This is a genomic window from Haloterrigena alkaliphila (genome assembly GCF_017352155.2).
Lineage (GTDB): Archaea > Halobacteriota > Halobacteria > Halobacteriales > Natrialbaceae > Haloterrigena > Haloterrigena alkaliphila.
This window is the reverse complement of the sequence record NZ_CP071462.1, coordinates 2,024,725-2,045,637: the sequence shown is the minus strand read 5'-3', so window position 1 is coordinate 2,045,637 and position 20,913 is coordinate 2,024,725. Positions and strand designations below refer to the sequence as shown.

The 20,913-nt window shown below is 64.8% G+C and carries 18 protein-coding genes and 1 pseudogene; 9 read left to right on the top strand and 10 right to left on the bottom strand.

The window, feature by feature from the left end; translation table 11 throughout:
• Nucleotides 1–2: 2 nt before the first annotated feature.
• The 3 genes from J0X25_RS28720 to J0X25_RS28710 form a co-directional block, all read right to left on the bottom strand.
• Nucleotides 3–1,340: a CoA-binding protein gene (locus J0X25_RS28720; RefSeq protein ID WP_207287285.1), complete on the bottom strand. Its 1,338-nt coding sequence runs from the start codon at nt 1,338–1,340 to the stop codon at nt 3–5.
• A gap of 81 nt (nt 1,341–1,421) precedes the next feature.
• Nucleotides 1,422–1,970, bottom strand: a complete 549-nt coding sequence (locus J0X25_RS28715; RefSeq protein ID WP_207287284.1) for a helix-turn-helix domain-containing protein — start codon at nt 1,968–1,970, stop codon at nt 1,422–1,424.
• Nucleotides 1,971–3,036: 1,066 nt separating this feature from the next.
• Nucleotides 3,037–3,810, bottom strand: coding sequence for an IclR family transcriptional regulator (locus tag J0X25_RS28710; protein WP_207287283.1), 774 nt, complete (start codon nt 3,808–3,810; stop codon nt 3,037–3,039).
• 199 nt (nt 3,811–4,009) lie between these two features.
• On the opposite strand from J0X25_RS28710, the gene J0X25_RS28705 reads away from it, so the two are divergent.
• Together J0X25_RS28705 and lpdA are read left to right on the top strand one after the other, a co-directional pair.
• Nucleotides 4,010–5,671, top strand: a complete 1,662-nt coding sequence (locus J0X25_RS28705; RefSeq protein ID WP_207287282.1) for a 2-oxo acid dehydrogenase subunit E2 — start codon at nt 4,010–4,012, stop codon at nt 5,669–5,671.
• Nucleotides 5,671–7,095 (top strand): dihydrolipoyl dehydrogenase, encoded by a 1,425-nt coding sequence (lpdA, locus tag J0X25_RS28700; protein ID WP_207287281.1) that lies wholly within the window; start codon nt 5,671–5,673, stop codon nt 7,093–7,095. The genes J0X25_RS28705 and lpdA overlap by 1 nt, the downstream gene beginning before the upstream one ends.
• A 151-nt stretch (nt 7,096–7,246) precedes the next feature.
• Here the strand turns inward: lpdA and J0X25_RS28695 are convergent, their stop codons facing one another.
• The 3 genes from J0X25_RS28695 to J0X25_RS28685 form a co-directional block, all read right to left on the bottom strand.
• Nucleotides 7,247–8,212 (bottom strand): alpha-ketoacid dehydrogenase subunit beta, encoded by a 966-nt coding sequence (locus J0X25_RS28695; RefSeq protein ID WP_207287280.1) that lies wholly within the window; start codon nt 8,210–8,212, stop codon nt 7,247–7,249.
• Between the two features lie 3 nt (nt 8,213–8,215).
• A complete protein-coding gene (pdhA, locus tag J0X25_RS28690; RefSeq protein WP_207287279.1) occupies nt 8,216–9,373 on the bottom strand; it encodes a pyruvate dehydrogenase (acetyl-transferring) E1 component subunit alpha in 1,158 nt (385 codons plus the stop codon).
• A gap of 130 nt (nt 9,374–9,503) precedes the next feature.
• Nucleotides 9,504–9,653, bottom strand: coding sequence for a hypothetical protein (locus tag J0X25_RS28685; RefSeq protein ID WP_207287278.1), 150 nt, complete (start codon nt 9,651–9,653; stop codon nt 9,504–9,506).
• Nucleotides 9,654–9,745: 92 nt separating this feature from the next.
• On the opposite strand from J0X25_RS28685, the gene J0X25_RS28680 reads away from it, so the two are divergent.
• The 3 genes and pseudogenes from J0X25_RS28680 to J0X25_RS28670 all read left to right on the top strand — a co-directional run.
• A complete protein-coding gene (locus J0X25_RS28680; RefSeq protein WP_207287277.1) occupies nt 9,746–10,834 on the top strand; it encodes an amidohydrolase family protein in 1,089 nt (362 codons plus the stop codon).
• A complete protein-coding gene (locus J0X25_RS28675) occupies nt 10,831–11,205 on the top strand; it encodes a Rieske (2Fe-2S) protein (RefSeq protein WP_207287276.1) in 375 nt (124 codons plus the stop codon). Before J0X25_RS28680 ends, J0X25_RS28675 begins: the two co-directional genes overlap by 4 nt.
• Nucleotides 11,206–11,309: 104 nt before the next feature.
• Nucleotides 11,310–11,581, top strand: a pseudogene (locus J0X25_RS28670) (NAD(P)-binding domain-containing protein); the annotation flags it as partial.
• Nucleotides 11,582–11,650: 69 nt separating this feature from the next.
• On the opposite strand, the gene J0X25_RS28665 reads toward J0X25_RS28670, so the two are convergent.
• From J0X25_RS28665 to J0X25_RS28650, 4 genes are all read right to left on the bottom strand, one after another.
• Nucleotides 11,651–11,863, bottom strand: a complete 213-nt coding sequence (locus J0X25_RS28665; protein WP_207287274.1) for a hypothetical protein — start codon at nt 11,861–11,863, stop codon at nt 11,651–11,653.
• 116 nt (nt 11,864–11,979) lie between these two features.
• Nucleotides 11,980–12,972 carry an aminopeptidase gene (locus J0X25_RS28660; protein ID WP_207287273.1) on the bottom strand — a complete coding sequence of 331 codons (993 nt, stop codon included), beginning with the start codon at nt 12,970–12,972 and terminating at the stop codon, nt 11,980–11,982.
• A 144-nt stretch (nt 12,973–13,116) separates the two neighbouring features.
• On the bottom strand, nt 13,117–15,321 hold the full coding sequence (locus J0X25_RS28655; RefSeq protein ID WP_207287272.1) for an LUD domain-containing protein: 2,205 nt from the start codon (nt 15,319–15,321) through the stop codon (nt 13,117–13,119).
• Between the two features lie 2 nt (nt 15,322–15,323).
• Nucleotides 15,324–15,833 carry an LUD domain-containing protein gene (locus tag J0X25_RS28650; RefSeq protein WP_207287271.1) on the bottom strand — a complete coding sequence of 170 codons (510 nt, stop codon included), beginning with the start codon at nt 15,831–15,833 and terminating at the stop codon, nt 15,324–15,326.
• A 339-nt stretch (nt 15,834–16,172) separates the two neighbouring features.
• On the opposite strand from J0X25_RS28650, the gene J0X25_RS28645 reads away from it, so the two are divergent.
• From J0X25_RS28645 to J0X25_RS28630, 4 genes are all read left to right on the top strand, one after another.
• Nucleotides 16,173–17,147 carry a Bug family tripartite tricarboxylate transporter substrate binding protein gene (locus tag J0X25_RS28645; RefSeq protein ID WP_207287270.1) on the top strand — a complete coding sequence of 325 codons (975 nt, stop codon included), beginning with the start codon at nt 16,173–16,175 and terminating at the stop codon, nt 17,145–17,147.
• A gap of 62 nt (nt 17,148–17,209) precedes the next feature.
• On the top strand, nt 17,210–17,707 hold the full coding sequence (locus tag J0X25_RS28640; protein ID WP_207287269.1) for a tripartite tricarboxylate transporter TctB family protein: 498 nt from the start codon (nt 17,210–17,212) through the stop codon (nt 17,705–17,707).
• Complete coding sequence (locus J0X25_RS28635; protein ID WP_207287268.1) at nt 17,708–19,213, top strand: tripartite tricarboxylate transporter permease; 1,506 nt, start codon at nt 17,708–17,710, stop codon at nt 19,211–19,213. It abuts the gene before it with no gap.
• A 139-nt stretch (nt 19,214–19,352) separates the two neighbouring features.
• Nucleotides 19,353–20,459: a mandelate racemase/muconate lactonizing enzyme family protein gene (locus J0X25_RS28630; protein ID WP_207287267.1), complete on the top strand. Its 1,107-nt coding sequence runs from the start codon at nt 19,353–19,355 to the stop codon at nt 20,457–20,459.
• Nucleotides 20,460–20,913 lie beyond the last annotated feature (454 nt).

Below are 20,913 nucleotides of genomic sequence, written 5' to 3'. Positions count from 1 at the left end.
ACCTACGCGTCGTCGGCGACCGAGTCGATCAGGGCCGCGACCGCGTGCGCGCCCCGTTTGGGTGCCTGGAACGTCGGAATGCCGACCTCCTCCATCCGGAGGCGTTCCGCCTCGAGGGAGTCGGCCGGTCCGGCGACCGTAAAGAGGATCGGCTTGTCGACCTCCGCCGCGAGGGTCTCGAGTTCCTCGAGCGGGTAGCCCAGCGAGTCCTCGTAGATCTCGTAGACGACGACGACGTCGACGTTGTCGTCGCGGGCGACGGCGTCGATGACCTGTCCGAACTCGGGGAGCGGGCGGCCGGTGTCGACCGGATTCTCCGTGTAGGTGATCCCCTGCAGGAGGTCGTCGACCCGCTCCTGGGTCTCGGGCTCCAGATCGGGGAAGTCGGCGCCGCGTTCGTGGAGCTCGTCGGCGATGATGATCCCCGGCCCGGCCTGAGCCGTGACGACGCCGACGTTTCGTCCGTCCGGGGTCGGCGCGTCCGCGATCGCGCGGCTGGCGTCCAAGAGTTCGGTCACCGACGAGACGAAGACGACGCCCTCGCCGGCGAGGGCCTCCTCGTAGCTCGAACGGTCCTGAATCGGCGCTCCCGTGTGGGACTGGACGAACTCGCTCAGATCCTCGCTACCGGCCTTGAAGGCGATGATCGGCGTCTCCGACTCGCGGAAGGCCTCGATCGCGTCGTCGATGTCGTCGGTACCCTCGATGTGGACCGCGATCGCGTCGGTCCGCGGATCGTCGTCGAGCACCGGGACGAACTCCGCAAAGTCGGTGTTCGCCCGGTTCCCGAGGCCGAACATCGCCGAGACGCCGTACTCCTCGCGATCCAGCTGGAAGGCGGAGGTGATGCCGACGCCGCCGCTTTGGGCGAGCAGGGCGACGTTCCCGGTCTCGACGTCGCGGATCTCCGGAACGAACGAGCCGTAGAGGTCCAGATGAGGGATACAGTAGCCCGCCGTGTTCGGCCCGAGGATCGTCATGTCGTACTCCTCGCCGATGCGACCGATCTCGTCCTCGCGCGCCCGCCCTTCGTCGTCGACTTCCGCGAAGCCGCCGGCGAAGATCACCGCCGCGCCCACGCCGGCCTCGCCGCACTCCTCAAGTACCTCCGGGACGACGGGGCTGGGGACGCAACACAGCGCGAGATCGGCGTCGGTCTCGTGAATCGAGTCGACGAAGTCGTAGCCGTAGACGCTCCCCTCGCTGGAGGGGTTGACCGGGTAGACCTCGCCGTCGTACGTCCGGATGTTGGTCATCGCGTCGTTACCGAGCTTGCCGGCCGTCTTCGACGCGCCGATGACGGCGATTCCGTCCGGATCGAAGAAGTCGGATACTCCCATACTGGGGCATGGCCGAACCGTGTAATATAAATTACGGAGTGAAGGTTCTATCAGTCGATGATACCTAAACTGAGGTGACAATCAGTCGCTTTCGTGGTCGAGATACTGTCGGCCCTCCTCGGTCTCCGCGAGGATGTCGTCGAAGACCGCGGCCTCGGTCTGGAACTTGTGGACGCTGTGGAGCATCGTGTTGTGGAACCCGCCGATCAGATCGCCGTGCGCTTTGAAGAACTCGTGGACCCACCGCTCCATCTGGTTGTCCGTCCGGAACTGCGTGATGACGTGCCAGTGATAGCTGCTGTCCGCGGTGAAGAACATCAGGACGTGCGGATCATTCTGCAGGGCGAAATAGCAGTCTCGCCAGTTTTCCTCGAAGTTCGTGAAGTTGAACCCGATCCGAAACAGGTAGTGGCGAAAAATCTCCCGGTTCGGGAGGATCGTCTCCCGAAAGATCTCCTGCTCGGACATCGTCCGCAGAATTTCGTTGATACGATTGTGGGAGAGGGAGATCCCGTACTCCTCCTCGAGGATTCCGCTGAGTTCCCGCGTCGACGACGTGGGATGATCGACTCTCGCTTTGAGGATGGCGATATCCCGCGGTGATACGTCGAACGAGTCGTCTTCGTCCATGTACGTGAACCTGCAGTAGTCTCTATAAAAAGTTTATTCAAAATGCCTTGTGAAGACGCGACGGGACGTCCCACCGATACTGTCAGACGTGGTCGACTCTCCGTTCGATTGCGACGGGCGACTGTTCGCAAGAGGCGAACGGCAATCCGCTTCGTCCGCCGACCCTTCGGGATTCTCTCGAGGATCGTAGAGTCAGGCGCGTAGTTATAATAAGAGCGCTATATTAGCTGTATTACCAGATAAATTACCTATCGATCAGTCCCGTCGACTGCGATCGAACGGGGAGAGCAGTTCGGTGTAAGTGCCGAGACTTACCGCGAGATCCGACGAGATAGTCGAAACGAATTGATAGTTTTTAGGACATAGCGGACACCTACCGTTGATTCGGTTTCGAGTCGAGGTGCGACAGTGATTGGCCGCCCCGTAGTCAGTTCTCAGTCGGACGGTGGCGCACCCGGCCGATAGTCCGACACTGGCGAATAATATACGTAATCCATCACTGTAAGAATACAGATTATTTCGGAGATCAGAACCCAACGTTTGGAAGGTTCGTCGATGACGCACAGCACCAATTGCCCTGCGATAGATTATTTACATCCATACTGTCGTAATAAACGTAGGAACTCGAGATGATCCGTTCGGACGACGTCCGATTCCGTCCCGCTCGACAGGTCGAATTCGCCAGTAGAGACGCAATAACAGTCCGAGACGAAGGTACGTTCGTTAAGAACGAACAATCATCCGATTCATTCCGACTATCGCGCATCCGGCCGATACCACGTCCAAAACTGACGAAGGACTACTACGGGAAGCGTCGATTCACCGGACTGATCGGTCGGTAACGCGCGGGCCCACCCGCACCAGCAGCCAAGTTTACAACTGTACTTTCGTAATTAAGAGGAGCCTCGAGACGAGGGAGCCGATCGACAACCGATTCCGATCAAGCCGGGCGTATTCGGCAGACGATCCCCCGTAGTAGGAGGAAACGAACGTATGTTCGTGATACGCGAACCAACGCCTCGATCCAGTTCGGCGGCGGTCTTGCGACGGGTTTCCCGCGTTGCCGTCACGAGTACGTCTGATTGAGTTCGATGATGTTCGCCGCGTGTCGCAGTTTCGGGAGGACCTCGGTCTGGATACGCTGGTCGTCCATGCGACTGTTCGGGCCGGAGACGCTGATCGCTCCGGAGATGCGGTCGTCGCGGAAGATCGGTATCGCGACGCAGCGGAGCCCCTTGATTCGCTCCTCCAGGTCGTACGCGACGCCCTCGTTCCGGATCTCCTCGAGTGCGTCCTCGAGTTCATCACGGTCGGTGATCGTGTTCTCCGTCTTCTCCGGCAGGCCGTGGCGGTCGATGATCTCCGCCCGGCGCTCGGCCGGCAGGTGAGCCAGCACCGTCTTCCCCAGCGCGGTCGTGTGCAGGTGGACGCACTGGCCGGTGTAGGAGTCGATGTTCACCGACTGGGGGCCCTGCTCGCGCAGCAGAAAGATCCCGCGGCCGTTCTCCTCGACCAGCAGGTTGACCAGTTCGCCGGTCTCCTCGGCGACCGACTCGAGTTCGGGCTGGGCCACGTCGGTCAGTTTGCCCTTCTTCTGGCGGGCGAACGCCCCCAGATCGAGGAACCGCAATCCGAGTTCGTACGTCTGGTCGTTCTTCACGACGTACCCGTCGTGCTCGAGGGTCTGGAGGTGGTTGTAGACGCTGCTCTTGGGCATGTCGAGGTGAGTGGCGACTTCCGTCGTCGTGGCACCGTCGAGCGATTTCAGCGCTTCGACGATGTCGAGCGCCGTCCGCACCGTCTTGACCCGCGTTCGCATGTGGTCGTTGTCTGCATCCATGTGACTGACTGATGGTTCGCGAGCTAATAACTGTTGGTCGTCGCTTCCGAACAGGTGTCCGGTTACTTGTTCTCGATACCCCGTCGAAATTCGAACGGCGAGTGGACGGGTGAGTCCGGGAGCGGAACGGTCGCCGCGGCGAAAATCCGCCGACCGAAGAGCGTATACTACTGTGTGAGAATGTCCCTATCACCCACAGATGAGAACGGAGTTCGAACTACCAGACGTCGGCGAAGGCGTCGCCGAGGGTGAACTGGTCACCTGGCACGTCGCCGTCGGCGATACCGTCGAGGAAGACCAGGTGCTCGCCGAAGTCGAGACCGACAAGGCGCTCGTGGAGATCCCGTCGCCGTACGACGGTGAGGTCGCGGAACTGCGCGCCGAGGAAGGGGAGGTCGTTCCCGTCGGCGACGTCCTCGTCGTGTTCGAGGTCGACGACGCGAGCGGGGACGAAGCGGATACCAGCGCCGACCCTGACGAGGACGCGACGACCGAAGGGGACGCCGACGAGACGTCCGCCGATCCGTCCGAATCGGTCGACGCCGTTGAATCGACCGTCCCGGAGGGTCGCGTCTTCGCCGCGCCCAGCGTCCGCAGACTCGCTCGCGAGGAGAGGGTCGACATCGCGACGCTCGGCGGGAACGGTACCGGGAACCGGGTCACCGAACGCGACGTCCGCGAAGCGGCCGGCGAGGCGTCAGCCCCGATGACGGCGGAGTCGGCCGAAATTCCGGGCGTCGAAGACGCCGACGCCGAGGCCGAGACGGCCGATGCCGACGAATCCGCGGCAGCGGCCGCTCGGGACGGATCGGCGGCGGCCGCTCCGGGCGGACCCGCGGCAGCATCGGGAACGTCCGCGGCGACCGGAACCGCCAGCGCCAACGACCGCGGGCAGTCGGGGGCACTCGAGACCCTCGAGTCGCGCGACGGTGCGGATCGCGACCGGACACTGGCGATGCCAGCGACTCGACGGCTCGCGCGCGACGAGGGCGTCGATATCGACGACGTTCCGGCGAGCGAGCAGCGCGACGGCGAATCGTTCGTGACGCCGGCCGACGTCAGCGCGTTTGCGGCGGGCGACCGGTCGTCTCCGGCACCCGCTGGAGACGGGACGTCGGCCTCGAGCGCGGGGCAGGGCGGGACCGACGGATCGGACGGCCCGACGGCCGGCGATCGCATCCCGTACACCGGCGTCAGGCGGACGATCGGCGAACAGATGGCGACCTCGAAGTTCACGGCGCCGCACGTGAGCCACCACGACGAGGTCGAGGTCTCGGAGTTGGTCGACGCGCGCTCCCGGCTCAAAGCGCGCGCCGAGGAGCGCGGCGTCAAACTCACCTACCTGCCGTTCGCCGTCAAGGCCGTGGTCGCGGCGCTGCAGTCGGTGCCGTCGCTGAACGCTGAACTCGACGAGGAAGCCGAGGAGATCGTCGTCCACGACGAGTACAACATCGGGATCGCCGTCGCGACCGACGCCGGACTGATGGTGCCCGTGATCGACGACGCCGACGAAAAGGGGCTGCTCGAGCTGGCTCGAGACATCAACGACAAGGCCGAACGCGCTCGGAACCGGCGGATCAGTCCCGACGAGATGCAGGGCGGGACGTTCACGATCACGAACATCGGGGCGATCGGCGGCGAGTACGCCTCCCCGATCATCAACTACCCCGAGGCGGGGATCCTCGCGCTCGGCTCGCTGAAGGAGCGACCCTGGGTCGAGGACGGGGACGTGGTCGCCCGGCCGACGATGCCGATCTCCATGTCGGTCGACCACCGGCTGGTCGACGGCGCCGAAGCCGCACAGTTCACGAACGAGGTCAAGCGCTACCTGAATGCGCCAGCACTACTCCTACTCGAATAATGGTCGTCGGAGACGTAATGACAGCCACTGACGTACTGGTTATCGGCGGCGGACCCGGCGGCTACACGGCCGCGATCCGCGCCGCACAACACGGACTGGACACGACGCTCGTCGAACGGGACGCCTACGGGGGGACCTGCCTCAACTACGGCTGCATCCCGTCGAAGGCGCTGATCACCGCGACGGACCTCGCCCACGAGGCGGGTCGCGCCGAGGAGATGGGGGTCCACGCCGATCCGACCGTCGACATGCGGACGCTCGTCGAGTGGAAAGACGGCGTCGTCGACCAGCTCACCGGCGGCGTCGAGAAGCTCTGCAAGGCCAACGGCGTCAACCTGATCGAAGGGACGGCCACGTTCGTCGACGAGGAGACCGTCCGCATCGCCCACGGCGGCGAGGGACAGGGGAGCGAGTCAATCGAGTTCGACCACGCCATCGTCGCGACCGGCAGTCGACCGATAACGCTCCCCGGGTTCGACGTCGAGGACGACCCCGTCTGGTCGTCGCGCGACGCGCTGGCCGCCGACGCGGTGCCGGACGACCTGCTCGTCGTCGGGGCCGGCTACATCGGCATGGAGCTCTCCACCGCGTTCGCGAAAGCCGGCGCCGACGTGGCGGTCGTCGAGATGCTCGAGGACGCGCTGCCGACCTACGAGGACGATATCGCCCGAGTCGTACGGGACCGCGCCGAGGATCTGGGCATCGAGTTCCGATTCGGCGAGGGCGCCAGCGAGTGGCGCGAGACCGACGACGGGATCGAGGTCGTCACGGAGACCGCGGACGGCGACGAGTCGGTCTACGGCGCCGACCGCGTCCTGATCGCGGTCGGCCGCGAGCCGGTGACCGAGAGCCTCGAACTCGAGTCGCTGGGCATCGAGACCGACGAGCGCGGCTTCGTCGAAACCGACGACTACGCGCGAACCGATCTCGAGCACGTCTTCGCGGTCGGCGACGTCGCGGGCGAGCCGATGCTGGCCCACAAGGCGAGCGCCGAGGGGCTGGTCGCCGCCGGCGTCGCTGCCGGCGAGCCGGCGGCGCTGGATCACCAGGCCATTCCCGCGGCCGTGTTCACCGATCCGGAGGTCGGCACCGTCGGGCTGACGGAAGCCGAGGCCGCCGCGGCCGGCTTCGATCCCGTCGTCGGCACGATGCCGCTTCGCGCCAGCGGGCGCGCGCTCACGATGGGCGAATCGGACGGGTTCGTTCGACTCGTCGCCGACGAGGGAACCGGGTTCGTCCTCGGCGGACAGATCGTCGCCCCCGAGGCGTCGGAACTGATCGCCGAAGTCGGCCTCGCGATCGAGATGGGCGCGACGCTCGAGGACATAGCCGACACGGTCCACGCGCATCCGACCCTCTCGGAGGCGGTCATGGAGGCGGCCGAGAACGCGCGCGGGCAGGCCATTCACACGCTGAATCGGTAGCCAGCGCCCGGATCTGAACCGGTAGCCAGTTCCCGGATCAGAATCGGTAGTCCCCGTTCGAATCGGAACCGAACGCCGAACGACGTGCTCGAGCGAGCAACGGGCGCAATCAGGACGGCCTGCTATCGAGACCGCGAAAATCGGTGGTCCGTCAGTACGCGACGGTGTCTTTGATCGCTTCCTCGATCCGCGGCGGGTGCGGGATGTAGAAGTCCTCCATCGACAGCAGCGGGACGGGGACGTCGAACCCGGTCACGCGCTCGATCGGCGCCTCGAGGTACATCAGCACCTCGTCGTTGATCGAGGCGACGATTTCGGCGGCGAAGCCGCCAGTCTTGGCCGCCTCGTGGACGACGACGCAGCGACCGGTCTTCTCGACCGACTCCGTGACGGTCTCCTTGTCGAAGGGGGAGATCGTCCGCAGGTCGATCACCTCGGCGTCGACGTCCAGGTTGTCGACCGCCTCGAGAGTCTTGTGCATCATCGCGCCCCACGAGATGACGGTGAGGTCCGAGCCCTCGCGGCGAACGGCGGCCTTCCCGAGCGGTTCGGTGTAGGTGCCCTCGTCGATCTCCTCTCTGAAGGAGCGGTAGACGTGCTTGGGCTCCATGAACAGCACCGGGTCGGGGTCCCGGATGGCGCTGACGAGCATCCCCTTGGCGTCGTGGGGTGTCGAGGGGATCGCCACCTTGAGGCCGGGAATGTGGCCGTAGGCCGCCTCGAGGCTCTCGGAGTGGTGTTCCAGCGCGCGCACGCCGGCACCGTAGGGCGTCCGGACGACCATCGGGGCCGAGAGTTCCCCGCGGGTGCGCCACCGGATGCGGCTGGCGTTGGTGACCAGTTGATCGAACGCCGGCGGCAGGAAGCCGGAGAACTGGATCTCCGCGATCGGACGGAAGCCGTGGGTCGCCAGCCCGACGGCCGAGCCGACGATCGCGATCTCCGACAGCGGCGTGTCCAGCACCCGCTCCCCGCCGAACTCCTCTTTCAGGCCGTCGGTCGCGCGGAACACGCCGCCGGACTCGGCGACGTCCTGCCCGAAGACCAGCGTTCGGTCGTCGTTCGTCATCTCCTCGTGTAGTGCGTCGTTGACTGCTTCGACGATTGTCGCGTTCATTGATTACCCCTTGGGCCGTCGTTCGATGTAGTCGTACATGTCCGGTCGCTCCTCCAGCAGTTCGCGGAACTCCTCGAGCTGGTGTTCCAGTTCCGGCGGCATCTCCTCGTGGAGGTGGGCGAAGATCTCCTCGATGCCGCGTTCCTCGAAGGCGTCGGCGGCGTCGACGGCCGCCGAGAACTCCTCCTCGACGTCCTCGCGGATCGCCTCCTCGTCGATGGCATCCCACCGCCCGGTCTGCTCGAGGAACGCCTGGTAGCGCTCGAGCGGGTCGCGGTCCTTCCACTCCTCGACCTCCTCGTCTTCGCGGTACCGCGTCGGGTCGTCGCTCGTCGTGTGGGCGCCGCGGCGGTACGTGACCGCTTCGACGAGGACCGGGTTGCCCTCGAGCGCGCGTTCCCGCGCCGTCGACATCGCGTTGTACACCGCGAGCACGTCGTTGCCGTCGACGCGGATCCCGTCGACGCCGTAGGCCAGGGCCTTCTGGGCCACCGTGTTCGCGTTCGTCTGCTCGTCGAACGGCAGGGAGATCGCGTACTGGTTGTTCTGGCAGAAGAACACCGCCGGGGCGCCGAGCACGCCGGCGAAGTTCATCCCCTCGTGGAACGCGCCCGTCGAGGTCGCCCCGTCCCCGAGGTTCGCGAAGGCGATCGAGTCCTCGCCCTCGAGTTGCATCCCCCACGCCTTGCCGGTCGCGAGCGGGATGTGCGAGCCGATCGAGATGGCGAGACCGAAGACGTTGGCCCCCTCCATCCGCGAAGCGTCCTCGATGCCACGCCAGTACAGCAGCAGGTCGCGCATCGACAGGCCATGCATCAGGAGCGCGGCGGCTTCCCGACCGTACGGGAAGATCCAGTCGTCGTCGGACAGCGCGTAGCCGCTGCCGACGATGCTGGCTTCCTGGCCGCGTCCGGAGGCGACCGTTCCGAGTTTCCCGCGTCGCTGGAGTTTCGTCGCGCGATTGTCGTAGACGCGCTGCAGAAGCATCCACCGGTAGAGATCGCAGAGCGCCTCGTCGTCGATGTCCGGTACCCGGTCCGAATCGTACGTCCCGTCCGGACGGACGACCTGGTACGTTTCGATCTCGAGGTCCCCCTGCGAGAGCGGGTCGACGCCGACGTCGACCGACTCGGGGGGGACCGATCGGAGACTATCGTCCATAGTACGGCTCAACATGTCTCGAACAACGGCATAAATCTTTGCTAGGCCACCCCATCCCGCGGGCCGCCGCGCTCGGGTATCGCGGCTCACCGGAACGCGTGCCGACGGCGCCTCGCGGTCCGCTGACGCGTCAGTCGTCGGGTGGCCCGTCCTCGGCGACGAACCGCCGCTCGAGGTGGCCGTCGGCAACCTCCTCGAGAACGGCGACCGGTGTCGCCCTCGGGTCGACCGCCGGCGCCTCGAGAACGCAGCCGACACCTGTGAGGGCCGTGGATTTCAACGCCTTTAGGATATTAAACATGACTAAAGATTTATTGCGAATGGATACTTCTACTCGGGCATGCCGCACGTTCACACGGGAGTGATCCGTCGATGATCGATCCAAGCGAGCATCTGGTCGTCGACTGCGACTGGCACTACGCCGACACCTTCGAGCAGGCCGCGCCGTACATGCCCGAGCCCTGGAAGACCAAGTTCCAGAAGAGTGGTTGGGGCGGGACGGGAGTTAAACAGAATCTGAGCGCGTTCTTCCCCGCGTCGACCGGCAATCGGTTCAATTACGGGAAGGTCGACCGGGAGTTCTCGGAGTACCCTGACGGCGGGGACGAGAAGGAGGACGTCCTCGAGGGGATGGACCAACTCGACATCGACGCGACGCTCCAGATCTCACACCTCATTCTGGCGATGGGTGGGGTCAGAGCCGACGACCGGCGCGTCGAATCCTTCGTCAAGGGCCACGTCGACTACATGCTCGACCAGGTCCTCGATCCCGACGAGGGGATCTACGGCCTCGCGCCGATGCCGTACCACGACATCGAGGCCTCGATGGACGTCCTCGATCGGGTCGAAGACGAAGAGGCCATCAAGGGCGTCGTCTTCGTCACCGCGGGAGCCTCCCCGCCGCTGGGCAACCGCAAGTACGATCCCATCTACGAGCGCTGCGAGGACCTCGGACTCCCGGTCGTCTACCACACTGGCGGCTCCGGCCTCGACGAGTACGTCCGCGCCGGCTACCAGGACATGATCGAGACGCACACGCTCGGGTTCCTCGAGTCGAACATGTCCCAAATCGTCAGCGTGACCGCCCAGGGGGTCCCGGTGAAGTTCCCGGACCTCGACATCGTCTTCATGGAATCGGGCGTCACCTACCTCCCCGGTCTCATCAGCCGCCTCAACGAGGAGTACCTCAAGCGCTCCGAGGAGGCGCCGCTGCTCGAGAAGAAGCCCGGCGAGTACATCGCGGACTACTACTACGGCACGCAGCCGCTGGAGGTGTCCGCGCGGCCCGACCTGCTCGAACTCTGTTTCGACATGCTCGGGACCGAGAACCTGCTGTACGCCTCGGACTACCCCCACTGGGACTTCGACAGTCCGAGCATCATCACGGATCTGCCCATGATCGACGACGACGACCGGCTTGACATTCTCGGTCGGAACGCCGCGGGGGTGTTCGACCTATGAGCGACGACGGTCGCGTCGAGGTCGCACCGGTGAGCGACTTCGACGACGGCGAAGCAAGAATCATCAACGTCGGTCGCGCCGAGGTCGGCGTCATCAAGGCGAACGACGAGTTCTACGCGCTCCGCAATCAGTGTCCGCACGACGGCGGCCCCGTCTGCAAGGGACAGGTCGAACCCCGACTCGTCGGCGAGTGGCCCGGCCCCGGGAACCGCGTCGAACAGGAGTACAGCGACGAGTGTATCATCTCCTGTCCGTGGCACGGCTGGTCGTTCGACGTCGAGACCGGGAAACACATCGGCGACGACAGCTACATCGTGCCGACCTACGACGTCGTCGTCGAGGACGGCATCGTCTACGTCAACACCGAGTAAGTCGTCGACGTTCGAACGCCGCGTGTTCGTCCGTCGCCACCGGTTCGCCGTGGCCGCTCTCAAATTCCGCGCGTCGCGGGACAAAAACGTTATATCACATTGGTATGGAACGTGATAGCATGTCTGGCACAGAGCCGACGCCGACGGTCGGAGTTATCGGTCTCGGCATCATGGGAGGCGAAATGGCGCGAAATCTCGTCGACGGCGGATACGACCTCGTCGTGAACGACGTGGACCGGGACGCCGTCGAGACGATGGTCGAATACGGGGCGGACGCCCGATCGTCCCCCTCGAAATCGCGGCCGCCGCCGACGTCGTCATCTCGTCGCTCCCGAAGGGCGAGCACGTCCACCAGATCGCGCTCGGGGACGACGGACTCGTCGAAGGCGCGGACGACGACCTGATCTACGTCGACATGAGTACGATCGGCCCGAGCGCGATGGGCCTACTGTTCGACGTATTCGTTGGTGATGTAATCACCGACGGTGAAGTTCTCGTCGAGGAATCCGAGGTCGGTCAGGTCGTCCATCATAGTCTGCATCCGGTCGACGTCCGTGACGGGTTCGTCCCAGTAGTAGTCGTTCTCCGTTAGGAAGAACGCGTCGAGCAGGTCCTCGGACACCGACAGATTCGACTGGACCGTCTCGTTCGGGTTCATCGGATTCCTCTGTGCCGTCGTTCCCGTCTGCTACGCCGCGAATTGGTGGTTCGAACTGGGGTACTAGCGCTCGGCATCAAAGATAGCGCAGCGGCAGAAAACGCGTCTCGAGACGATTACCGCGCGTCGACGGCGGGAATCTTGAACTCGCGGTCCTCGAGCACCGTCTCGCCGTCGAGTTCGAGGGTGGCCGACTGGAGGGTGATGTCGAAGTGCAGCGGCGTCCGGGTCTCGCCGCCGAGGTTACTACTCGTACCGAACCCGACGTGGACGGTCCCGAACACGCCGTGATCGTTGATGAAGCCGCCGTCGAGTTCGGTACACTTCGGGTTCATGCCGACGGCGAGTTCGGCGGCCTGACGTACCGCCGGATCGTCGTACTCGGCCCAGATCCGCTCGACTTTCTGGGCTTCCTGTCCGCCGTCGATGCTCGTCACGCTCCCGTCTTCGATCTCCACCACGATGTCGTCCTCGAGCATCCCGATGCCGAGGTTCGGGATGGAGCCGTCGAAGACGATCCGGCCGTTCGTCCCCTCGGCGACCGGCGTGACGTTCGCCTCGGCGCAGTACGCGACCGTGAAATCGCCCGGTTCCGCGACGGTGCAGGTCAGGCCGTTCCCCCCGCGCCCGCCGAGGGCAAACGTCACGTCGGTCCCGTTCGGCGCCGTCAGCCGGGCCGTCTCGGCCGACGAGAACAGATCGCCCATCTCCCTCACTTTCGGCGCCAGTTCCTCGAAATCGACCCGCAGTCCGTCCGCGCGTAGTTGCTCCAGGGACAGCTTTGCCATCGCGACGACCCGGCCCCCCTCTTCGAGCGCCCGATTGGCCGCCGCGCTGTGGGCGATCGCCCTGGTCGGAACGAGGATTATCACGTCCGCCTCGCCCATCGCGGCGGCGACCGTCTCGGGCGGCTCGTTCCCGTCGTACTCCCGCGGCGCCATGAGCGCGACCGACGCCTCGGCGTCGAGCGTGTGGACGGCCGCAGCGAGTCGTTCCGTCACCGCGTCCGACCGCCAGTCTCCGACAATCAATACGTGCTCGTCCGGTTGAACGTTCGCGATACGGTCGGCGATAATTCTCGCGCCTTCGATCTCCTCGACCAGACTCATACCCGATAAACAGGGTATTCGCTAATAAACATGACGAACGTCGAAACAGATCACTCAAACGGAAATTGGGCTCGCGCCGATACGCATCTGCGAGACCGAGTCCATCGCGGCGACCGGTTGGCCCCGATATCCTCGCCGCGCCGATCAGCGCGGCGCGACGAGTTCGATCGGATGGACGGACTCGCGGGGGAACAGCGATCCCAGCTGTTCGTGACAGGACGCCCCGCTGGCGACCAGCGTGCGATCGGTCTCCCCCTCGAACTGCTCGCGCAGGGTGTCGCCGACCTCCATGCTGAGCTCGTAGTACTCCGACTTGTAGCCGAACGAGCCGGCCATCCCGCAACACTCCACGTCCGAGGTCACGACGTCGTAGTCCAGTTTCGAGAGGACCTCCTCCGTGTATACGTCCACCCCAAGCGTCCGCTGCTGGCAGTGGCTGTGGTAGGCGACGTCGGCGCCGCCCTCGAGGACGGCCGCGTCCGCACCGTTCTCCAGCAGGCCGTAGACGTACTCCATGATCTCGTAGCTGTGCTCGGCGAGGTTCTCGGCGCGGTCGGCGGGCAGCAACCGGTCGTACTCGCGGCGAAACGCCGCCAGATCCGAGGGTTCGATGACGACCACGTCCCGCCCCGCCTCGATGGACGGCTCGAGGCTGTCGGCGACGCGGGTCGCGTTCGTCCGCGCCGTCTCGATCATGCCCTGGGAGAGCGGCGCGCGGCCGCTCTCGTAACAGGGTGCGACGGCGACGTCGACGCCGAGCGCCTCGAGCGTTCTGACGGCGGCTTTCCCGCGGTTGACCAGCACGTAGTTCGTGTAGGCGTCCGGGTAGATGACGGCCGACCGGTCGCCGTCGTCCGCCGACGGGAGCGGCTCGCGGTCGGCGAACCAGTCCCGGAGCGTCGTCCGCTCGAACGCGGGTAACTCGCGGCGCCGGTCGACGCCGAACGCGCGCTCCATGAGCGCCCGGGACGGGCCGAGATCGGCCAGCCAGTTCGAGACCGGCGCCGTCGCGCTGCCCAGGCGGGCGAGCGTCCCGTAGTTGCCGAACAGGCGCTTCTGAACGTCGAGTCCCCCCGGCTCCTCGTCGGGCGTCAGCCCCTCCACGAGCGAGTCGAACCGCTCGGGGTCGGCGCCGCGGTTGATGCGGTCCCGGACGGCCGTGTTGATCCACGGAATGTCGATCTTCACCGGACACGCGTTGACACACCGAGAGCAACCCGTACAGAGGTCGTTGAACTCCGCGGCGGACTCCTGCCCGTGGACGCCCGCCTCCCAGCCGGTCGCGATGCCGCCGGTGTAGGTCTCGCCGCCGAAGGCGTGGCCGCCGACGTGCTGGAAGTTCGCACACGAGTTCGCGCAGGCGCCACAGCGGATGCAGTACAGCGTCTCCCGGAGCTCGTCGTCCTCGCGCATGGCCGTGCGGCCGTTGTCGATGAGCACGAGGTGGAACTCTCGGTCTTCGGGGCCGCCGCCGGACAGCGGTTCGTCGGGGTTCTCGAAGTCGATGACCGGCGAATCGACCGGCGGCGACAGCAGCGACAGGTAGGTCGCGATGTCCTGGCCGCCGGCGGCCTTCGCGATGAGTTCGGCGAACGGCGGGAACTCCCGCACGCTCGGAATGAGCTTCTCGATGCCGGCGACCGCGACGTGGGTCTCCGGCGTCACCGCGCACTTCCGGGCGTTGCCCTCGTTGGTCACGAGCGCGATGGTTCCCGACTCGGCGAACACGAAGTTCGCACCCGTCATCCCGACGTCCGCGTCCCTGATCTGCTCGCCGACGTAGTCGCGCGCGAACTGCGTGAGATCCGTCGCGGTCTCGAACGGCGTCTCGGGATCGAAGTGGGCGTTGAAGAGTTCGGCGATCTCCTCGGTGGACTTGTGGAACGCGGGCCCGACGAGGTGCGAGGGCGCTTCGTCGGCGACCTGCAGGACGAACTCACCGAGGTCGGTCTCGTAGACGCCGACGTCGTTCGCCTCGAGCGCCTCGTTGACGTCGATCTCCTCGCTGGTCATCGACTTCGACTTGACGACCGACTCGGCGTCGTTGTCCTCGACGACCTCGGTGATGTAGCGGTTGGCGTCGGCGGCGTCGTCGGCGAGGTAGACCGTTCCGCCGTTCGCTTCGACGCTCTCGCGGATCTCCTCGATCAGTTCGGGGAGGCGCTCGATGGCGTCTTCTTTGATGCGGCGGGCCGTCGACCGAAGCTCTTCGATGTCGTCGGTTCTGGCGTTGGCCTCGTACCGACCGTTGTTGATGTGGTTCGTGTTCTCGAACACCGCCTCGCCCTCGGTCTGGAAGAGGTGTCTGATGCGCGCGGCCTTCTCCGCTCGAGTGGTGGTTTCCGACATAGTTAACGATCCGTGATGACGATGGCGTGGACGGTTTGCGGGCCGTGGACGCCGCGGACAATTTCGCCCATATCCCCGGTCGCGCTGGCGCCGGTCGCCAGAATCGCGGAATCGCGGCCCGCGTCGAACTCCTCGTCGAGCCACGCGGCGACCGACTCGACGTCCTCGTGGAGGTCGCTCGCGCGAACGACGCCGACGTGCGTCCGCGGGTACAGGCTCACCGGTTCGGTTCCCTCTGCGTCCGACTGGATCACGAACGTGCCGTACTCTGCGATTCCGCCGTGCACGCGCGTCACGCCGGTCTCGGCGTCCATGAGCAGTCGCGGCGTCGGCGGGACGGTCACCGCGGTGTCCTCGAGGGAGACGCCCTCGATCCCGAGTGGCGCACCGACGGCCGGCGATTCGACTACCTCCTCGAGGGCCGCCTCGAACGCCGCCGCCTCGACGCGCGTGGACTCGACGTTCGCGGCCGCCATCGACGATGCGAAACGTTCTGTGATATCCGCTACCATTCATCGAGAAATCGATCCGACACGTGTTATACCTACCGATCGGGTACACCGGTCGGTTCCGACGAGGGTCGAATCGCTGACGACCAATGATGAATGCGCCACCGACCGATGGTGGCGGGCCGAACGCTCGGTCGACGGTCACGTGACGTTCGACGGGTTCGCCTCCCGCGTCTCGTCTCTTTTCCGCTCGGCGGGGTTCGGATCGGCCAGACCAGAGCGAGAAGCTTCAGCTCTGATTCTGTATTAAAATTCAACTATCTTCCCAGGAATATGGATACCCTCTATATGTCCGCACATTATAATAAGTATTAAGGGGTGCGTCGGGTTCTACCACACTGCATGTTCAGTAGGCGGTCGTATGTCACGGCTGCGGGTAGTATCGGGACTGGGTTGCTCGCCGGTTGTCTCGGCGGCGACAGCGGTGGAGAATACCCCAGCGATCAGTTCCACGTCATCATCTCGTGGGGACAGGGCGGCGGGACCGACATCTACACGCGACAGATCTGGCAGGAAATCGCGGACAACCACGACGTGGGTGTACAGTTCGAAAACATCGAAGGCGCGGCGGGAATGCAGGGACTGAGTCGGATTTACAGCGCCGATCCGGACGGCTACACCCTCGGTCCTATCAACTCGCCCGACGTGGCCCAGTTCCTCATCCAGGAACCCGGATTCAGCGTCGGCGATTACAGCTACATCGGCGGTTACACGCGGGACGTCTGGGTGCTCGTCTCGAACCCGGACGCTGGGTTGGACGACTTCGGAGCGATCGCCGACGCGTACGAGAGCGGCGACATCGAGGCGATCGGGGGCCAGCCGACGGGTTCTCCAAGCCACATCCTCGCCGAGACGATGAAGGGACGACTCGACATTCAGTGGGAGAACTTCATTGCGTACAACGGGAGCGGTCCCGTCCTCGAGGCAGTTGCCAGCGGCGAGGTTCCAGTCGGGATCGTCACCGAGACGGCCGCCGAAGACGCCCAGAGTCAGGTCACCGTGAACACCGCGTTACACAGCGACGGGAGCGGCGTGTTCCCCGACCTGCCGACGTACACCGACGCCGGCTATGATCCCGAGATCGACTTCATGGGTGGCTTCATGCGTGCGTTCATCGCGCCGCCGGACCTGCCGGACGATCAGCTCCAGACCCTGACCGATAGCCTCGAAGAGACGCTCCAGAGCGACGCGATGGCGGAGTGGAGCGAGGAGACGGGCAACGACGTCCAGTTCATCAGTCCCGACGAGGCGGTCTCGGTCATGGAGGAGAACGAGGAAGCGATCCCCGAGAACGTCGACCTCGAAGAACTGCAATAGGCACAGGCATGGCCAACTCAATTTATCGTACGATAACGGACCGAGCGACGCCGGAAGCCGTGATGCTCGTCGGCATACTCGTGGTCTCGAGCTACATGCTCGTCGAGTCGTTCGCGTTTTCCTACCAGGTCGCCATCTTTCCCCGCTTCACCGCGATCGCGACGATCTGCGGCGCCCTCCTGTTGCTCGCACGGGGGTATCTCCCCGAATCGGTACGGAACGCTGTCGACGACTCGGGCTCGATGTTCGATTACGAGGAAGACGAACTCGTCGAGTCCGAGGAGGCGGTCACCTCGCGAGCGGAGCGAGACGGCGAGCACGAGGACGCGTCGCCACACGCCGAGCGGCAGCAAGCGATACTCGTCGGCCTGTTGGCCGGATACGGAGTCGTCGGCTACGCCATCGGCCTCGTGCTGGCGACGCCGCTGTTCGTGATCGCGTACTCGGCGCTCTTCGGCATCCGAAAGCGGATTGCGGCGGTATTGCTCGGCGTGGCGATCGCGATCGCCCTCTCGTTCGACTACATCCTGCCGGTCGACCTGATGCAGGGTGGGTTGTAGATGATCGGGAGCAGCCTCACCGGCGCGATCGATATCCTCTTCACGGGGACGACGTTGGGCTGGCTGCTCGTCGGCGTACTCCTGGGAATCGTGATCGGTGCGATACCCGGGCTGGGCCCCAACCTCGGGTTAGCGATCGTGCTCCCGTTGACGGTCCGTCTGAGCGGACCCGACGCAATCATCCTGCTAATAAGCATCTACAGCGGCGCGATGTACGGCGGCAGCATCGCGGCGATCCTGATCAACACCCCGGGGACGGCGGCGGCCGCGGCCACGACGCTCGACGGCTACCAGATGACGCGACAGGGCCGCGCGATGGACGCGCTCTCAATCTCGGCGACGGCGTCGGCGGTCGGCGGGCTGTTTGCGATCGTCACGCTGATCCTGCTGACGCCCTATCTGACGACGCTCGTCCTCCTCTTCGGGTCGCCCGAGTACTTCCTGATCGCGCTCTTCGGGATTGCGTTGATCACCGTCGTCGCGCGCGGCTCGCTCGTCAAGGGTCTCACCGCCGGCGCGTTCGGCTTGCTCCTCTCGACGATCGGCTTCCCGATCGCCGTCGGACAGCCGCGGTACACCTTTGACACGATGTTGCTCTTCGACGGGTTGAACTTCGTCGCGGTCCTGATCGGTATCTTCGCCATCGGCGAGATGATCAAGCTCGCTGGCGAGCGCGGCGGGATCGCCAGAGACGGCGTCGACATGGACGGCAGCGTGTTCTCCGGTGTCGTCGATGTGTTGCGGGCGCCGATCACGACGATAAAGTCCGGATACATCGGGATGTTCATCGGGGCGATTCCCGGTTCCGGCGCCTCTATCGCGAACTTCGTCTCCTACGCGGAAACGGTCCGGAGCGGCAGCGGTGACGAGGAGTACGGCTCCGGGAACCACCGCGGGGTCATCGCCTCGGAAGCGGCGAACAACGGAACGGTCGCCGGCTCGCTGATTCCGACGTTCTCGTTCGGCATCCCGGGGAGCGGATCGACCGCGATCCTGCTCGGCGGGCTGATGATGCACGGACTGAACCCGGGACCGGAGCTGTTCACGACGAACATCGACATCACCTACAGCGTGTTCCTATCGCTGCTGATTGGCAACATCGTCATCCTCGCCGTCGGGCTCTTCTTCATCACGAAGACCTCGTACGTCACCGCGGTGAACTCCAACTACCTCATTCCGCTCGTGATCGTATTCTCCACCCTTGGCTCCCTCGGACTTCGGGGGAACTGGCTCGACGTCTTCACCGTCCTGTTCTTCGGCGTGTTCGGGTTCTTCCTGATGACATACGATTACTCGATCATCGCGTTCGTCCTCGGGATCATTCTCGGCCCGATCGCGGAGGAGAACCTCATTCGCTCGCTACAGTTGTCGGACGGCTCACTGATGATATTCGTCAACGAGCCGATCCCGCTGCTCCTGACGCTGATGACGGTTACCCTCGTCGGGCTTCCCCTCCTGAAAGCGCTCGCGTCGCCGTTCCGACGGTACGTGGCGAGTGCCAGGTGACGAGGGACTCACCCCTTCGATGGAAGACGGAGCGTTCGAGGCCCCGTCCCGTCAGCCCACGTTCGGGTACGGTCGCCCGAACACCCGAGATGGGTAGCTATTTGGCCTTAGATCGGATTGCTACCGATGGGATTCCTGTATGGAAATCACAAGCGTACGAGCGTCGACGTACACAGTTCCCGCCGACGTTCCCGGCGGGGATGACGTGGAGGACACGATCGTGTTCGTCACCGTCGAAACGGACGAGGGAATCACCGGATACGGTGAGACCGGCTACCTCTATCCGGAGGCCACGGCGTCGTTCGTCAACGAGCAGATCGCACCGCTGGTAACCGGACGGAACCCGATCGAGACGGAGCGCGTCTGGGACCGGCTGTACCGCGAACTCAATCCGCGAGCGCAGACGGGAACCTGGAGCACGGCAGTGAGCGCCGTCGACATCGCGCTCTGGGATATCAAGGGGAAGGCGTACGACGAACCGGTCTGGCGCCTCCTGGGCGGGGCGTCCGAGACGGTTCCGGTGTACCACACGATCGGGCGAGCGATCCGGGACGAGGAGCGACTCGCCGAGATCGCGAGCGACCTCGTTTCCGACGGCGCGGATCGCATCAAGATCGTCGTCGGCAAGGGCGAGTGGGCGACGCCGAGGATCGACGCGGAGCGAGTGACCGCGGTCCGCGACGCGATCGGCGACGACATCGGGCTCGCGATCGATGCGAACTACCTGTACTCGGTCGACGAGGCGCTCGAGTTGTGTAACCGGCTCGAGTCGGCGTCGGTCTCGCTCAGCTGGTTCGAGGAGCCGGTCTACGGGAACGACGCGTCGCTGCTGGCGGACCTCCGGAGCCGAACGCGGGTTCCGATCGCTGCAGGGCAGAACGAGGGCCACCGCTTCCGACACCGGGAACTCATCGAAAACGGAGCGGTCGACATCAGCATGCCGAACGCGTGTTTCGTCGGCGGATTCACCGAGGCGACGAGCGTCGCCGGGATGGCGGACGCGTTCAATCTCCGGCTCGTTCACGGCGGTGGCTGGCCCTTCCAGAACGCGCACCTGTACACGGGTCTCGCTGCCGGCAACCTGGTCGAATTCCACGACATCGTCTGGAGCGTCGGCAACGAAATCTACGAGTCGCCGCCGCAGCCGTCGGGCGGCTCGATCACGCTCCCGGAAGAGCCGGGACTCGGGATAACGCCGGACTGGGACGTGCTGGACAAGCACAGGGACGGGAACGATCGCTCGTAACTGTACTGCCGGATCGGTCGGTCACTACCGGGACGAACGGACCGACCGACGGCCAGTACCGCTCCGCAAATCGGCCGGTCGACCGAGAACTACTCCGAAATGGCGCTCCCACGTACGGTCGACGACCGGTGCACAGCGAGCCGAGAGCCGACTCGGGTACGGCGCCGACAACGGCGCGACTCGGCGCCGCGAACGAAACACGTCCTAAACGCCGGTATATCTGCTCTTTTACTGGGATTTTCGTCCCATTAGCGGACTCGAGACTGCGACTTTGGAACGTGCGCTCGTCCACACGCAGGCAGTCGATGTCTGCAACGACGCTCGGGTAGTCGACGACTAGTCCGACAGGACGCTTCTCGTCGCCGGAGTTGGTCGACTCAACGCAGAAAGATACTCGTCCAGTATAGTCGATATATAATACGTGTCGATGTCTGTCGTTCACCACAACCTTTTT

Bases quoted from the DNA above. Each gene is read 5' to 3' on its own strand.
- J0X25_RS28655 (WP_207287272.1), bottom strand. From the start codon at position 15,321: ATGTCGGAAACCACCACTCGAGCGGAGAAGGCCGCGCGCATCAGACAC.
- J0X25_RS28675 (WP_207287276.1), top strand. From the start codon at position 10,831: ATGAGCGACGACGGTCGCGTCGAGGTCGCACCGGTGAGCGACTTCGAC.
- J0X25_RS28630 (WP_207287267.1), top strand. From the start codon at position 19,353: ATGGAAATCACAAGCGTACGAGCGTCGACGTACACAGTTCCCGCCGAC.
- J0X25_RS28665 (WP_207287274.1), bottom strand. From the start codon at position 11,863: ATGAACCCGAACGAGACGGTCCAGTCGAATCTGTCGGTGTCCGAGGAC.
- J0X25_RS28710 (WP_207287283.1), bottom strand. From the start codon at position 3,810: ATGGATGCAGACAACGACCACATGCGAACGCGGGTCAAGACGGTGCGG.
- J0X25_RS28650 (WP_207287271.1), bottom strand. From the start codon at position 15,833: ATGGTAGCGGATATCACAGAACGTTTCGCATCGTCGATGGCGGCCGCG.
- pdhA (WP_207287279.1), bottom strand. From the start codon at position 9,373: ATGGACGATAGTCTCCGATCGGTCCCCCCCGAGTCGGTCGACGTCGGC.
- J0X25_RS28660 (WP_207287273.1), bottom strand. From the start codon at position 12,972: ATGAGTCTGGTCGAGGAGATCGAAGGCGCGAGAATTATCGCCGACCGT.
- J0X25_RS28680 (WP_207287277.1), top strand. From the start codon at position 9,746: ATGATCGATCCAAGCGAGCATCTGGTCGTCGACTGCGACTGGCACTAC.
- J0X25_RS28645 (WP_207287270.1), top strand. From the start codon at position 16,173: ATGTTCAGTAGGCGGTCGTATGTCACGGCTGCGGGTAGTATCGGGACT.
- J0X25_RS28640 (WP_207287269.1), top strand. From the start codon at position 17,210: ATGCTCGTCGGCATACTCGTGGTCTCGAGCTACATGCTCGTCGAGTCG.
- J0X25_RS28720 (WP_207287285.1), bottom strand. From the start codon at position 1,340: ATGGGAGTATCCGACTTCTTCGATCCGGACGGAATCGCCGTCATCGGC.
- J0X25_RS28695 (WP_207287280.1), bottom strand. From the start codon at position 8,212: ATGAACGCGACAATCGTCGAAGCAGTCAACGACGCACTACACGAGGAG.
- J0X25_RS28705 (WP_207287282.1), top strand. From the start codon at position 4,010: ATGAGAACGGAGTTCGAACTACCAGACGTCGGCGAAGGCGTCGCCGAG.
- J0X25_RS28715 (WP_207287284.1), bottom strand. From the start codon at position 1,970: ATGGACGAAGACGACTCGTTCGACGTATCACCGCGGGATATCGCCATC.
- lpdA (WP_207287281.1), top strand. From the start codon at position 5,671: ATGGTCGTCGGAGACGTAATGACAGCCACTGACGTACTGGTTATCGGC.
- J0X25_RS28635 (WP_207287268.1), top strand. From the start codon at position 17,708: ATGATCGGGAGCAGCCTCACCGGCGCGATCGATATCCTCTTCACGGGG.